Raw genomic sequence first — 12,007 nt, 5'->3', positions numbered from 1 at the left:
GGCAAGGGCATGGCGTCAGGCGGTAGGGTCGCCAGGTCGCGTGGGGGAGCGGCAACGCATCCCACAACCCGCTCACGGAGATCCTACTGATGAATATTCGCAAGCTCCTGTTGCCGATGGCGATCGCAACGTTGATCGCCGCCCCTGCCGCCTTCGCCCAGAGTGCCGACGCCGATGCTCAGGCCGCAGCCGCTGCCGCGCAGGCCACCAACTCGGCGGCAGATGCCCCCAAGCCGGCCAAGGCTGTGGAGAAGGCGAGCACGGATGCCAATGCGGCGGAAAACACCGACGCGGACGCCAAGGCTGAGCAGAAGTACGAAGACCAGCCGGTGGAACCGGAAGAGGAAGACTGGCGCAGCTGACGGGCGATCAGCGCGTTCCGGACGCCCCGCTGGTCGGGGCGTTCGGCTTTTTCGGGGAGCGAGCGGTCGCGGTGCGAGCGTCCAGCTTGTAAACTACGGCTTTCCAGCGGCAGTAAAACGCATGACTCCCCTGATTTTCGTCACCGGTGGCGTGGTGTCTTCGCTCGGCAAGGGCATTGCGGCGGCCTCACTGGCAGCCATCCTCGAAGCCCGCGGCTTGCGCGTGACGATGATGAAGCTCGATCCGTATATCAACGTCGATCCGGGCACGATGAGTCCGTTCCAGCACGGCGAGGTGTATGTCACCGACGACGGCGCGGAGACCGACCTGGACCTGGGTCACTACGAGCGTTACGTGCGCACCCGCCTGAGCCGCAAGAACTCCATCACCACCGGTCGGATCTACGAAAACGTGATCCGCAAGGAGCGCCGCGGCGACTACCTGGGCGGTACCGTACAGGTGATCCCGCACATCACCGACGAGATCAAGCGCGGTATTTTCGACGCGACCGACGGCTTTGATGTCGGCCTGGTCGAGATTGGCGGGACGGTGGGTGATATCGAGTCGCTGCCATTCCTTGAGGCAATCCGACAGATCCGCACCGAGCGCGGCCCCGAGAAGGCGCTGTTCATGCACCTGACCCTGGTGCCGTTTATCGCTGCTGCCGGCGAGCTGAAGACCAAGCCGACCCAGCATTCGGTCAAGGAATTACGCTCCATCGGTATCCAGCCGGACATCCTGGTGTGCCGCTCCGAGCAACCGTTGCCCGACAACGAGCGTCGCAAAATCGCGCTGTTCACCAGCGTGTCCGAGCGTGCGGTGATTACCGCGGTTGACCTGGACAACATCTACAGGATGCCCGCCCGCTTCCAGGAGCAAGGGCTGGACGACCTGATCGTGGAACGCCTGCGGCTGGATGCCGGCCCCGCCGACATGTCCGAGTGGGATGCGGTGGTCGAGGCCGCGGAGCATCCAGTCGACGAAGTCACCATTGCGATCATCGGCAAGTACGTCGATCACCAGGATGCCTACAAGTCGGTGGGTGAAGCGCTCAAGCACGGCGGTTTGCGCCAGCGCACCAAGGTCAAGTTGAAATGGCTGGAGTCCAGCGATGTCGAGCGGCGTGGTGCCAGTGCGCTGGCCGGCGTCGATGGCATCCTGGTGCCCGGCGGCTTTGGTGACCGTGGTTTCGAGGGCAAGGTCCTGGGCGCCCGGCACGCGCGTGAGACCGGCATCCCGTATTTCGGGATCTGCTATGGCATGCAGGCCGCGGTGGTCGATTACGCCCGTGCCGTCGCCGGCCTGGAAGGCGCCAACAGCACCGAAAACGACAAGTCCACCCCGCATCCGGTGATCGGGTTGATCACCGAATGGCGTACCGCGACCGGTGAGGTGGAACGGCGTAGCGAAGACGGTGACCTCGGCGGCACCATGCGGCTGGGCCTGCAGGAGCAGCGTCTGAAGCCGGGTACCCTGGCCCACGAGTTGTACGGCAAGGACGTGGTTGCCGAGCGCCACCGCCACCGCTACGAGTTCAACAACCGCTATCGCACCCAGTTGGAAGACGCTGGCCTGGTGATCAGCGCCAAGTCGATGGATGACCTGCTGGTGGAGATGATCGAGCTGCCGCGTGAGGTGCATCCCTGGTTCCTGGCGTGCCAGGCGCATCCTGAATTCCTGTCCACCCCGCGCGATGGCCACCCGCTGTTTGTTGGTTTCATCCGCGCCGCGCGCGAGCACAAACACAATGAAGACCGGGCCGCTGGCGAGAGCTCCGCTGTCGGCCTGCTGAAAGAGGCAAACGCATGAAGCTTTGTGGATTCGAAATCGGCCTTGACCGCCCGTTCTTCCTGATTGCCGGCCCCTGCGTGATCGAGTCGATGCAACTGCAACTCGACACCGCCGGCACGCTGAAGGAGATCACCGACGAGCTCGGCATCCCCTTCATCTTCAAGTCCAGCTTCGACAAGGCCAACCGCACCTCGGTGTCGGGCTTTCGCGGCCCGGGCATCGAGGAAGGATTGAAGGTGCTGGCCGAAGTAAAAAAGCAGATCGGCGTGCCAGTGTTGACCGACGTCCACGAGTACACCCCGATGGACGAGGTCGCCTCGGTGGTCGATGTGCTGCAGACGCCGGCGTTCCTGTGCCGGCAGACCGACTTCATCCAGAAGGTCGCCAGTGCCGGCAAGCCGGTCAACGTCAAGAAGGGCCAGTTCCTGTCGCCGTGGGAGATGAAGCACGTCGCCGACAAGGCGCTGGCCACCGGCAACACCGACATCATGGTCTGCGAGCGCGGTGCCAGCTTCGGCTACAACAACCTGGTCAGCGACATGCGCAGCCTTGCGGTGATGCGCGACACCGGCTGCCCGGTGGTGTTCGACGCGACCCATTCGGTGCAACTGCCCGGTGGCGCCGGCGGCAAGAGCGGCGGCCAGCGCGAGTTCGTGCCGGTGCTGTCGCGCGCGGCGATGGCGGTCGGCATTTCCGGCATCTTCATGGAAACCCATCCCAGGCCGGAAGAAGCCCTGTCCGACGGCCCCAATGCCTGGCCACTGGGCAAGATGCGCGCCCTGCTGGAAACGCTGATGGCCATTGACCAGGTCACCAAGCAACACGCATTCCTCGAATCCCAACCCTGAGACCTGCACAGACCCGACATGACCGAAATCGCCAAAGTCCACGCCCGTGAGATCCTCGACAGCCGCGGCAATCCGACCCTTGAGGCCGAAGTCACCCTGAGCGATGGCAGCTTCGGCCGCGCGATGGTGCCCTCGGGTGCGTCCACCGGTTCCAAGGAGGCGGTCGAGCTGCGCGACGGCGACAAGACCCGCTACCTCGGCAAGGGCGTGCGTACTGCGGTGGGCAACGTCAATACCGCGATCGCGAAGGCGATCACCGGCATGGATGCGTCCGACCAGGCGGGGATCGACAAGCGCCTGATCGACCTGGACGGCACCGACAACAAGGGCCGGCTGGGTGCGAATGCGCTGCTTGGGGTGTCGATGGCGAACGCCCATGCGATGGCCGCGTCGCGGAAACTGCCGCTGTGGAAATACCTGGCCGGTGACCGTGCCGCAGTACTGCCGGTGCCGATGATGAACATCATCAACGGTGGCGCACATGCCGACAACAACGTCGACCTGCAGGAGTTCATGATCCTGCCGGTCGGTTTCGACAGCTTCGCCGAAAGCCTGCGTGCCGGCACCGAGGTGTTCCACGCGCTCAAGTCGGTGCTCAAGGGGCGCGGCTTGTCGACGGCCGTTGGTGACGAAGGCGGCTTCGCACCCGACCTGCGCAGCAACGAGGAAGCGCTGGAAACCATCCTGGAGGCGATCGGCAAGGCTGGTTACCACGCAGGCGAGGATATCCTGCTCGGCCTCGACGTAGCGTCCAGCGAGTTCTACGAGAACGGCAAATACAACCTCACCGGCGAAGGCAAGCGGCTGACCAGCGAGCAGTTCGTCGACTTCCTCGCGGGCTGGTGCGCGCAGTACCCGATCATCAGCATCGAGGACGGCATGGACGAGAACGACTGGGACGGCTGGAAGCAGCTGACCGGGAAGCTGGGCAGCAAGGTGCAACTGGTCGGCGACGACCTGTTCGTGACCAACCCGCGCATCTTCCAGCAGGGCATCGACCAGCACGTCGCCAACGCGATCCTGATCAAGGTCAACCAGATCGGCACCCTGACCGAGACACTGGAGGCGATTGCCATGGCCGATCGTGCCGGTTACGCGGCGGTCGTGTCGCACCGCTCCGGCGAGACCGAGGACACCACCATCGCCGACATCGCGGTGGCGACCACTGCGACCCAGATCAAGACCGGCTCGCTGTGCCGCAGCGACCGGGTGGCCAAGTACAACCAGCTACTGCGGATCGAGGAGCAATTGGGCGCGGCCGCGCGTTACGCCGGTCGCGATGCGTTCGTGTCGCTGAAGCGCTGACCCCGCCCATGCGTTGGCTGGCGATATTGCTGCTGCTGTTGATCGCGATGTTGGCGTTCCTGCAATACCGTCTGTGGACCGGCGAGGGTGGTCGTGCTTCCGTCGCGGCGCTGGAGCAGGCCGTGGCGCAGCAAAATCGCGAGAACGCGGGCCTGCAGCAACGCAACGACGCGCTGCAGGCCGAGGTCGAAGACCTCAAGTCCGGTGAGGCGGCCGTCGAAGAGCGTGCACGCAGCGAACTGGGCATGATCAAGCCCGGCGAGACGTTCTACCGGGTGGTCGATCCGGCCGCGTCGGATCGACCGGATCCCGTCCCGGTCGATTGACTTTCACGCCGGTGATACGTCCCGGGCAACCTGCCGTCCCCCAGGAGTGACTGATGATCTGGACAGTGATACCGGCGGCGGGACGTGGCAGCCGGTTTGGCGGTGACATCCCCAAGCAATACCTGCAGGTCGCCGGTCGACCGCTGATCGAACATGCGCTGGATGTCCTGCTCGGCCATCCGCAAATCCATGGCGCGATGCTTGCGCTGGCGGTGGACGATGAACGCTGGCCCGGCTGGGCATCGTTGCACGGCAAGCCGGTGTTGCGCTGTATCGGCGGAGGTGAGCGCGCCGACTCGGTACTGGCCGCGCTGCAGGCATTGCCCGACGAGGTGGGTGAAGACGCATTGGTACTGGTGCACGACGCCGCGCGCCCCAACCTGGCCGCCGCCGACCTGGCGCGCCTGATCGAAGTGGCACAGGCCGACGCGGTTGGAGCGATTCTCGCTGCGCCGTTGCGCGATACCCTCAAGCGTGCCGATGCCGACACCAGGAGTATCGCGACCCAGCCACGGGAAGGTTTGTGGCGCGCGCTGACACCGCAGGCATTTCGCCGCGGCGCACTGACGGCTGCGCTGTTGCGTGCCCGCGCCGATGGCGTGGTGGTGACCGACGAGGCGATGGCGATGGAGCGCGTCGGTGCCTTCCCACGGTTGGTGGAAGGCCGGGAGGACAACCTCAAGGTGACAACGCCGGCCGATCTCGCCCTTGCCCGCTACCTGTTGTCCCGAGGTACTGCCCCAATCCCCGAGTGATCCGTTTCCGTTTCCGTTTCCGTTGTCGCAACCAGGACATTCCACATTGAATATTCGTATTGGCCAAGGTTACGACGTGCACGCGTTTGGCGATGGCGACCACGTGGTCATCGGCGGTATCCGGGTGCCACACGAGCGCGGCGTGCTGGCTCATTCCGATGGCGACGTGGTGATCCACGCCTTGTGCGACGCGATGCTTGGCGCGCTGGCGCTGGGCGATATAGGCACCCACTTCCCGCCCAGCGACCCGCAATGGAAAGGCGCCGACAGCCGTGCATTCCTGCGCCATTGCAACACCCTGATCGGCGAGCGTGGCTGGCGGGTGGGCAACGCAGACATCACCGTGATCTGCGAGCGTCCCCGGATCGGTCCGCATGCACAGGCCATGCGCGAGTTGCTGGCGGACGATCTTGGCTGCCAGATCGATGCGGTCAGCATCAAGGCCACCACCAGTGAAACACTGGGCTTCACCGGGCGTGGCGAAGGCCTCGCGGCGATGGCGGTTTGCCTGTTGCTGGGGCCATGAGCACTGCCGGGTCGAGTGCGGTAGCGATCATCGAGCCTTTGCGCGCGTCGGGCCCGCCGGTACTGAGTGCATGCATTCGCAGTACGCCGGAGGATTTCCGTGTCGAGGAGCTGCCGGGTTTCTCACCCAGTGGCAGTGGCGAGCACCTGCTGCTGACGGTCGAGAAGCGCGGCATGAACACCGCCTTTGCCGCCAGGTGCATTGCCCAATGGGCCGGTGTCAGCGAGATGGCCATTGGTTATGCGGGCTTGAAGGATCGCCATGCCGTGACCCGCCAGCGTTTCAGTGTCCACCTGCCGAAGAAGGTCGCCCCGGACCTGACGGCCCTGGATACCCCGGACTTGACGGTGCTCGACCACCACTGGCACGCGAAGAAACTGCCGCGTGGTGCGTTGGCCGGCAATCGCTTCGAGCTGGTGCTGCGCGACGTCCAGGGCGAGCGCGAGGCGATCGATGCCCGGCTGGCCACCATCGCCGCCGCGGGCGTCCCCAATTATTTTGGTGGACAACGCTTTGGGCATGGCGGCGACAACATCGCCCGGGCATTGACGATGTTCGCCGGCCGCAAGGTGCGGCGGGACCAGCGCGGCATGCTGCTGTCGGCGGCGCGCTCGGCGGTGTTCAATCAGTTGCTTTGTGCTCGCGTTGCCGCCGGGACCTGGAGCGGTCTGTCCGCCAGCGGCGACTCGCTGGATGGCGAGGTCTGGATGCTGGACGGCAGTCGCAGCGTGTTTGGCCCGCAGCCCTTCGACGCAACCCTTGCACAGCGACTGGCGGCCTTCGATATCCATCCCACGGGGCCGCTTTGGGGGCACGGTCCGTTACGCAGCACTGGCGAGGTCGCGGCGATGGAGCGACAGGTGTCGAGTGAATCGCCCGCGACGCAGCTATGCCTGGGGCTGGAGCAAGCCGGACTGAAGCAGGAGCGGCGCTGCCTGCGATTGCGGCCCGATGGCCTGGAATGGGATTGGCGCGATGCCGCTACCCTGGAATTGCGATTCCAACTGCCGCCCGGAACCTACGCGACCGTGGTGTTGGCAGAGCTGGGTGTGGTCACGGAACCGGGGTTCGCTGGCACCTACTGACGTCTGCAGGCCGGGTTGGGCCCCAATAGCGCGACCTGCCACCAATCCGGCTGCCGTTGATCGGAAAGTTCGTGGTGGCACTGGCGCTGGTCGCCAGGAGGGGTATACCGGAATCGGGAGCCGAGTGGATCGGACCCCAGACGCGACCCGCGTCCGGCCCCGAACCGTCGGGAGCTGCGTCATGAACCTCTTGTTGCGTATTGCACTGATGGCGGCACTGGTGAGCGGGCTGTCGGCCTGCGCCAGCATGGATGAGCAATCGGCGCGCGCCACGCCCCAAGCCGAGCCGCTGAATGCCGATCAGTTGTACATGTCCATGGTGGAACAGCTGGCCAGCCGTCGTGGCGTCAGGGTGATGTGGGTCAACCCACCACTGAACCCGGACGTGGAATCGCTCGCGGGCCAGTAGTTGGCAGGCGTGTTGCTGGCTAGCGCCGTCGCTGCCGTGACAGAACCACCACGACGGCGCCGGCGCCCCCTTGCGCGGGCGGTGGGGAATGGAATGCCAGGACACAGGAGCGGTGGCGCAACATGCGGTCGACCAGGTTCTTGAGCACCGGCGCACTGCTGCTGCTGAAATCCGACCGCTCCCGGCCCCCCTTGCCATGGATGATCCGCACGCAACCCAGGCCGTGACGGAGCGCATCGCCGAGGAACGCGCGCAGCAGGGCCTCGGCAGTCCGGGCATCGGTCCCGTGCAGGTCGAGCTCTTCCTGGGCGGCCATCTCACCGCGCCGCAATCGCTGCCAGGTGTCTGCCGGGAAGCTGTCGTGGCGGTAGGAGAGCGGGTCGTCGGCCTCCAATAGCGCCGCGTCCGACGGGTGGCGGAACTCGTCGCGGGCGTTGGCTTCGTCGCGTTCGGCCATTCGTGCACGCGGCTTGGGCCGTGGTGGGGCGGGTGCAGGCGCGCGTTCCGGCAAGATCCTCACCGCCCCGATGGCGCGGCGGAACAGTGCCGCATCGTCGTCATCGTGGGGGTCATTCATGGGCGCGTCCGGGGAACCGTCAACAAATCCTAACGCGGCAACGTGGTTGTGCAAGCGAGTGGGTCAAAAACGGGGGCAATGTCGATTCGCGGCTGAGCCGGTCACTACCTTCGGCTATCATGGTGGCTCAGTGCGAGGTCGATATTGCGGCCGAGGTCGCTGGTAGCAACGCCCATTCATGGCCGGCAGCGTCCGGCCTTCCTGTCCACCTATCTGTTGGCGCCTTGCGTGGCGCCCCCCAAGGGAGTTCATGCGAGTTCTGGTCAGCAACGACGACGGTGTCGACGCCCCGGGCATCCGCGTCCTCGCCGAAGGGCTGCGTGCCGCCGGGCATGACGTGGTGGTGGTGGCGCCCGACCGCGACCGTTCCGGCGCCAGCAATTCGCTCACCCTGGACATGCCGGTGCGCACGATGCGGCAGGACGACGGCAGCTGGCGGGTCTTTGGCACGCCGACCGATTGCGTGCACGTGGCGATCACCGGAATGCTGGAAGACGAGCCCGACATCGTGGTGTCGGGGATCAACAATGCCGCCAATCTTGGCGACGACGTGATTTATTCGGGCACCGTGGCGGCGGCGATGGAAGGCCGCTTCCTCGGGTTGCCGGCGGTCGCCGTGTCGCTGGTCACCTCGGATCATGTCGGGCGTCATTACGAGACCGCCGCGCGTGCCGCGGTCGAGATCATCGCCCGGCTGCGCACCGATCCGTTGCCGGCCGACACGATCCTGAACGTCAATGTGCCGGACTTGCCCTGGGATGAGATCCGCGGCTTCCAGGTCTGCCGGCTGGGTAACCGCCACCGCGCCGAAGCCTGCGTGCCGCAGACCGATCCGCGAGGACGTCATTGGTGGTGGATCGGCGCCGCCGGACCGGAGCAGGACGCCGGTCCCGGTACCGACTTCCACGCGGTGCACAGCGGGCATATCTCGATCACTCCGATCAAGGTCGACCTGACCCGTTACCAGGCGCTGGAGCAGGTCGCCAGTTGGGTCGACGGACTGGCGGCGTCGCTGCTGGATCGTACCGACGGGCATGACGAGGCATCACCGTGAACCTGCGGATGCGACTGCAACCGGAAGCACTCGGATCGGGCATGACTTCACAGCGCGTACGTGATCGTCTGGTTGATCGCCTGCGTGGCAATGGCATCACCGATGAGCGCGTGCTCAATGCGATCCGCACCGTGCCCCGGCACCTGTTTGTCGATGAGGCATTGGCCACCCGTGCCTATGAGGACACCGCGCTGCCCATTGGTCACGGCCAGACCATCTCCCAGCCCTGGGTGGTGGCGAAGATGACCCAGACGCTGCTGGAGACCCACCCGGCGAAGGTGCTGGAGATCGGCACTGGTTCGGGGTACCAGGCCGCGGTCCTGGCGGCGCTCGGCTTGGAAGTACACACCGTGGAGCGCATTGGTGAGCTGCTACGGACCGCGCGCAAGCGCTTCCGGCAGTTGGGCATGAACGTGCGCAGCAAGCATGACGACGGCCGCATCGGTTGGCCGGAAAATGGCCCCTTCGACGCCATCCTGGTCACGGCCGCGGCGCCGGCGCTGGTGGATGCGTTGACCGCGCAACTCGCGCCGGGCGGTTCGCTGGTCGCTCCGGTGGGCGCGGCCTCGTCGCAATCGCTGCTCAGGTTGTACAAGGATGCCAACGGCCGGATTAGCCAGGAATCACTGGGGCCAGTGGTGTTTGTGCCGCTTTTGTCTGGCCTGGTCGACTGACTGCCGTGACCCATCCAGACGCCCCGCAGGAAGCCCGCAATTCCGACGCAGTCGCGCTGGGAGAACAACTCGCCACGATTATCCGCAACTTGCCCGAGGACCAATTGACCCTGGGTGAGTTGCTGGCGGTGTTCGGGGACGAAGGCCTGCTGCTGCTGACCATATTGCTGACCCTGGTCTTCCTGATCCCGGTGTCGATCCCGGGGGTCAGCACGGTGTTCGGTGCGGTGATCCTGCTGGTCGGCATCAGTCGCCTGATGGGACGGCCTTTCTGGCTCCCGGAGAAGCTCAAGGCCAAGGCGCTGCCCGTCGAGAAACTGCGCCCGGGCCTGACCGCCGGGATGGTCTGGGTGGGGCGACTGGAGAAGATCAGTCGACCGCATCGGCTACGGGTGTTTGTCGATGGACGCGCGCAAGACGTATTCAACAATCTCGCCTTCATCCTGGCCGCCCTGTTGCTGATGGCACCGTTCGGATTCATCCCGTTCAGCAATACGCTACCGGGTCTGGCGCTGCTGTTTTACGCTGTGGGCATGATCCAGCGCGACGGCGGAGCGATGTTGCTTGGCCATTTGGCGAGCGTCGGGACAATTATCTACTTTGGCATCCTGATCGGCGGTGGTGGCATGGCGGCACACGAGTTGTTCCAGCGGCTCTCCGGTTGAGCCATCCATCGCCGGTTCGTGGCATCGATACTTGTCGCCAGCCGCATTGATCTGAACCACCTGGAAGACACAACAAGGCGAATGATGAAGTTGACTCTCCGTTTGTTCCTGCCCATCGCCGCGGCGCTTGCGCTTGCGGCCTGCTCCAGCACGGTGACCCGCGAGGGTGGGTCGGCTTCCACGCCAAAATACGGTGCCAGCAGCGTCGTCCAGCGTGGCGACACGCTGTACCGGATTGCCACGGAGAACGGAATCGCGATGCGCGACCTCGCGGCATGGAACGGTATTCCGGCGCCGTATACGATCTACCCCGGCCAGCGGCTGGTGCTGTACCCCAAGGCTGGTGTTGCCGGCAGCACGACGCGACCGACCAGCACAACCAAGCCCAAGCCTGTCGCTGCGGCACCTGCGCCCAGCAAGCCGACCAAGCCGCCGTTGAACAGTGGCGTGGCGTGGCGGTGGCCGGTCGACGGGCCGCTGCTGAATCGTTTCTCGGCGGGTGATCCAACCAAGCAGGGCGTCGATATCGGCGGCACCGCCGGTGCGCCGGTTCGTGCCGCGGGCGATGGCACCGTGGTGTATTCCGGATCCGGCCTGGTCGGTTACGGAGAGCTGATCATCATCAAGCACAACGAGCAGTGGCTGTCCGCCTACGGCCATAACCGCAACCGGATGGTCAAGGAAGGCACGAAGATCACTGCTGGCCAGCAGATCGCCGAACTGGGCCGCACCGGAGCGGCGCGCGACATGCTGCACTTCGAGATCCGCTACAACGGCAAGCCGGTCGATCCGCTGCAGTACCTGCCGCGCAAGTAAGTCCGGCAGGCGGATATCCGGCTGACAGTCCCTCAGCCGGCGAGGATGAAGCCGGCGACGACCTTGCGTCCTTCGCTTGCCAGTACGTTGAACGTGCGCGCCGCCGCGGCGTTGGTCATGACTTCCATGCCGACCCCGCGTGCCAGGCAGGCCGCTCTCGTGGCCGCCGACGGAAATACCTGCTGTTCTCCGGTGCCCAGCAGGATCACCTCCGGTTGCAGCTCCAGCAGGGGCGCAAGTTCCGCAGGCCCCAGCGAGGCGGCATCCGTCACTGCCCAAGTGTCCATCAGGTGATCGGGTGCAATCACGAAACTGTGGGTCAGCCGGAGGTTGTTGACCAGCGCGGAGACACCGTTGGCGGCGCGCAACGCAAATTCGTAATCGGGGCGTTCAAGGTTCAGTTCCATCGGCGCATGCTAGCAATCGGCCGGGGAAAATGCCGTTATCAGCTTCGCGGCAATACGATCTGGCGGTTGTCCTCGCTGGCCCGGTAGAGCACCGCGGTGTGGCCGATGCGTTGCACCAGGGCCGATTCGGTACGCGTGCAAAGCTCGCCAATCATCGCGTCACGCGCTTCCCGGTCGCTTGCCGCAATCTTGAGTTTGACCAGTTCATGATGTTCCAGGGCCAGGTCAAGCTCGGCCACCAGGGCGTCGGTGATCCCCTTGCCGCCCACCTGGAGCATGGCTTTGAGGTCGTGGGCCTGGCCGCGCAGGAACCGGGTCTGGGCGTTGGTCAGGACAGTAGCCATCAATGCACGCAAGTGAGGTTGGAAAGGCGCGCAGGGTACCATGGGGGCCCGTCATCCTCGCG

The 12,007-nt window shown here is 65.3% G+C and carries 16 protein-coding genes; 13 read left to right on the top strand and 3 right to left on the bottom strand.

What is annotated here, in order from left to right:
• Window positions 1–89: 89 nt before the first annotated feature.
• From ACW5DN_RS07750 to ACW5DN_RS07710, 9 genes are all read left to right on the top strand, one after another.
• Window positions 90–362, top strand: a complete 273-nt coding sequence (locus tag ACW5DN_RS07750; protein WP_456962135.1) for a hypothetical protein — start codon at window positions 90–92, stop codon at window positions 360–362.
• Window positions 363–483: 121 nt separating this feature from the next.
• Complete coding sequence (locus ACW5DN_RS07745) at window positions 484–2,172, top strand: CTP synthase (protein WP_456962134.1); 1,689 nt, start codon at window positions 484–486, stop codon at window positions 2,170–2,172.
• Window positions 2,169–3,002 (top strand): 3-deoxy-8-phosphooctulonate synthase, encoded by an 834-nt coding sequence (kdsA, locus tag ACW5DN_RS07740; RefSeq protein WP_456962133.1) that lies wholly within the window; start codon window positions 2,169–2,171, stop codon window positions 3,000–3,002. The genes ACW5DN_RS07745 and kdsA overlap by 4 nt, the downstream gene beginning before the upstream one ends.
• Before the next feature lie 18 nt (window positions 3,003–3,020).
• The gene (eno, locus tag ACW5DN_RS07735) at window positions 3,021–4,307 is read left to right on the top strand and encodes a phosphopyruvate hydratase (RefSeq protein WP_456962132.1); all 1,287 of its coding nucleotides are present in this window, start codon (window positions 3,021–3,023) and stop codon (window positions 4,305–4,307) included.
• 8 nt (window positions 4,308–4,315) lie between these two features.
• The gene (gene ftsB / locus ACW5DN_RS07730) at window positions 4,316–4,633 is read left to right on the top strand and encodes a cell division protein FtsB (protein ID WP_456962131.1); all 318 of its coding nucleotides are present in this window, start codon (window positions 4,316–4,318) and stop codon (window positions 4,631–4,633) included.
• A gap of 53 nt (window positions 4,634–4,686) precedes the next feature.
• Window positions 4,687–5,388 carry a 2-C-methyl-D-erythritol 4-phosphate cytidylyltransferase gene (ispD, locus tag ACW5DN_RS07725; protein ID WP_456962130.1) on the top strand — a complete coding sequence of 234 codons (702 nt, stop codon included), beginning with the start codon at window positions 4,687–4,689 and terminating at the stop codon, window positions 5,386–5,388.
• Between the two features lie 22 nt (window positions 5,389–5,410).
• Complete coding sequence (ispF, locus tag ACW5DN_RS07720; protein WP_456962129.1) at window positions 5,411–5,914, top strand: 2-C-methyl-D-erythritol 2,4-cyclodiphosphate synthase; 504 nt, start codon at window positions 5,411–5,413, stop codon at window positions 5,912–5,914.
• Window positions 5,911–6,999, top strand: a complete 1,089-nt coding sequence (gene truD / locus ACW5DN_RS07715) for a tRNA pseudouridine(13) synthase TruD (protein ID WP_456962128.1) — start codon at window positions 5,911–5,913, stop codon at window positions 6,997–6,999. Before ispF ends, truD begins: the two co-directional genes overlap by 4 nt.
• 181 nt (window positions 7,000–7,180) lie before the next feature.
• Window positions 7,181–7,408: a hypothetical protein gene (locus ACW5DN_RS07710; protein ID WP_456962127.1), complete on the top strand. Its 228-nt coding sequence runs from the start codon at window positions 7,181–7,183 to the stop codon at window positions 7,406–7,408.
• A gap of 19 nt (window positions 7,409–7,427) precedes the next feature.
• Here ACW5DN_RS07710 and ACW5DN_RS07705 read toward each other — a convergent pair whose 3' ends face one another.
• A complete protein-coding gene (locus ACW5DN_RS07705) occupies window positions 7,428–7,985 on the bottom strand; it encodes a Smr/MutS family protein (RefSeq protein WP_456962126.1) in 558 nt (185 codons plus the stop codon).
• A 250-nt stretch (window positions 7,986–8,235) separates the two neighbouring features.
• On the opposite strand from ACW5DN_RS07705, the gene surE reads away from it, so the two are divergent.
• The 4 genes from surE to ACW5DN_RS07685 all read left to right on the top strand — a co-directional run bounded on the left by surE (window position 8,236) and on the right by ACW5DN_RS07685 (window position 11,194).
• On the top strand, window positions 8,236–9,039 hold the full coding sequence (gene surE, locus ACW5DN_RS07700) for a 5'/3'-nucleotidase SurE (RefSeq protein WP_456962125.1): 804 nt from the start codon (window positions 8,236–8,238) through the stop codon (window positions 9,037–9,039).
• Window positions 9,036–9,713: a protein-L-isoaspartate(D-aspartate) O-methyltransferase gene (locus ACW5DN_RS07695; protein ID WP_456962124.1), complete on the top strand. Its 678-nt coding sequence runs from the start codon at window positions 9,036–9,038 to the stop codon at window positions 9,711–9,713. The genes surE and ACW5DN_RS07695 overlap by 4 nt, the downstream gene beginning before the upstream one ends.
• A gap of 5 nt (window positions 9,714–9,718) precedes the next feature.
• Complete coding sequence (locus ACW5DN_RS07690) at window positions 9,719–10,378, top strand: exopolysaccharide biosynthesis protein (RefSeq protein WP_456962123.1); 660 nt, start codon at window positions 9,719–9,721, stop codon at window positions 10,376–10,378.
• An 84-nt stretch (window positions 10,379–10,462) separates the two neighbouring features.
• Window positions 10,463–11,194, top strand: a complete 732-nt coding sequence (locus ACW5DN_RS07685) for a peptidoglycan DD-metalloendopeptidase family protein (RefSeq protein ID WP_456962122.1) — start codon at window positions 10,463–10,465, stop codon at window positions 11,192–11,194.
• A 32-nt stretch (window positions 11,195–11,226) separates the two neighbouring features.
• On the opposite strand, the gene ACW5DN_RS07680 is transcribed toward ACW5DN_RS07685, so the two are convergent.
• On the bottom strand, window positions 11,227–11,601 hold the full coding sequence (locus tag ACW5DN_RS07680) for an Mth938-like domain-containing protein (protein WP_456962121.1): 375 nt from the start codon (window positions 11,599–11,601) through the stop codon (window positions 11,227–11,229).
• A 38-nt stretch (window positions 11,602–11,639) separates the two neighbouring features.
• On the bottom strand, window positions 11,640–11,945 hold the full coding sequence (gene yhbY, locus ACW5DN_RS07675; RefSeq protein WP_456962120.1) for a ribosome assembly RNA-binding protein YhbY: 306 nt from the start codon (window positions 11,943–11,945) through the stop codon (window positions 11,640–11,642).
• Between the last annotated feature and the right edge of the window lie 62 nt (window positions 11,946–12,007).

It is taken from the genome of Lysobacter sp. A289 (assembly GCF_054072675.1).
Note: the sequence above shows the minus strand (reverse complement) of the source record. Positions and strands in the feature narration are given on the sequence as shown.

Excerpts from the sequence above, each read along its gene's own strand:
- ACW5DN_RS07685 (WP_456962122.1), top strand. The coding sequence starts at position 10,463 with ATGAAGTTGACTCTCCGTTTGTTCCTGCCCATCGCCGCGGCGCTTGCG.
- ACW5DN_RS07705 (WP_456962126.1), bottom strand. The coding sequence starts at position 7,985 with ATGAATGACCCCCACGATGACGACGATGCGGCACTGTTCCGCCGCGCC.
- ftsB (WP_456962131.1), top strand. The coding sequence starts at position 4,316 with ATGCGTTGGCTGGCGATATTGCTGCTGCTGTTGATCGCGATGTTGGCG.
- ispD (WP_456962130.1), top strand. The coding sequence starts at position 4,687 with ATGATCTGGACAGTGATACCGGCGGCGGGACGTGGCAGCCGGTTTGGC.
- surE (WP_456962125.1), top strand. The coding sequence starts at position 8,236 with ATGCGAGTTCTGGTCAGCAACGACGACGGTGTCGACGCCCCGGGCATC.
- eno (WP_456962132.1), top strand. The coding sequence starts at position 3,021 with ATGACCGAAATCGCCAAAGTCCACGCCCGTGAGATCCTCGACAGCCGC.
- yhbY (WP_456962120.1), bottom strand. The coding sequence starts at position 11,945 with ATGGCTACTGTCCTGACCAACGCCCAGACCCGGTTCCTGCGCGGCCAG.
- ACW5DN_RS07710 (WP_456962127.1), top strand. The coding sequence starts at position 7,181 with ATGAACCTCTTGTTGCGTATTGCACTGATGGCGGCACTGGTGAGCGGG.
- truD (WP_456962128.1), top strand. The coding sequence starts at position 5,911 with ATGAGCACTGCCGGGTCGAGTGCGGTAGCGATCATCGAGCCTTTGCGC.
- kdsA (WP_456962133.1), top strand. The coding sequence starts at position 2,169 with ATGAAGCTTTGTGGATTCGAAATCGGCCTTGACCGCCCGTTCTTCCTG.
- ACW5DN_RS07750 (WP_456962135.1), top strand. The coding sequence starts at position 90 with ATGAATATTCGCAAGCTCCTGTTGCCGATGGCGATCGCAACGTTGATC.
- ACW5DN_RS07745 (WP_456962134.1), top strand. The coding sequence starts at position 484 with ATGACTCCCCTGATTTTCGTCACCGGTGGCGTGGTGTCTTCGCTCGGC.
- ACW5DN_RS07680 (WP_456962121.1), bottom strand. The coding sequence starts at position 11,601 with ATGGAACTGAACCTTGAACGCCCCGATTACGAATTTGCGTTGCGCGCC.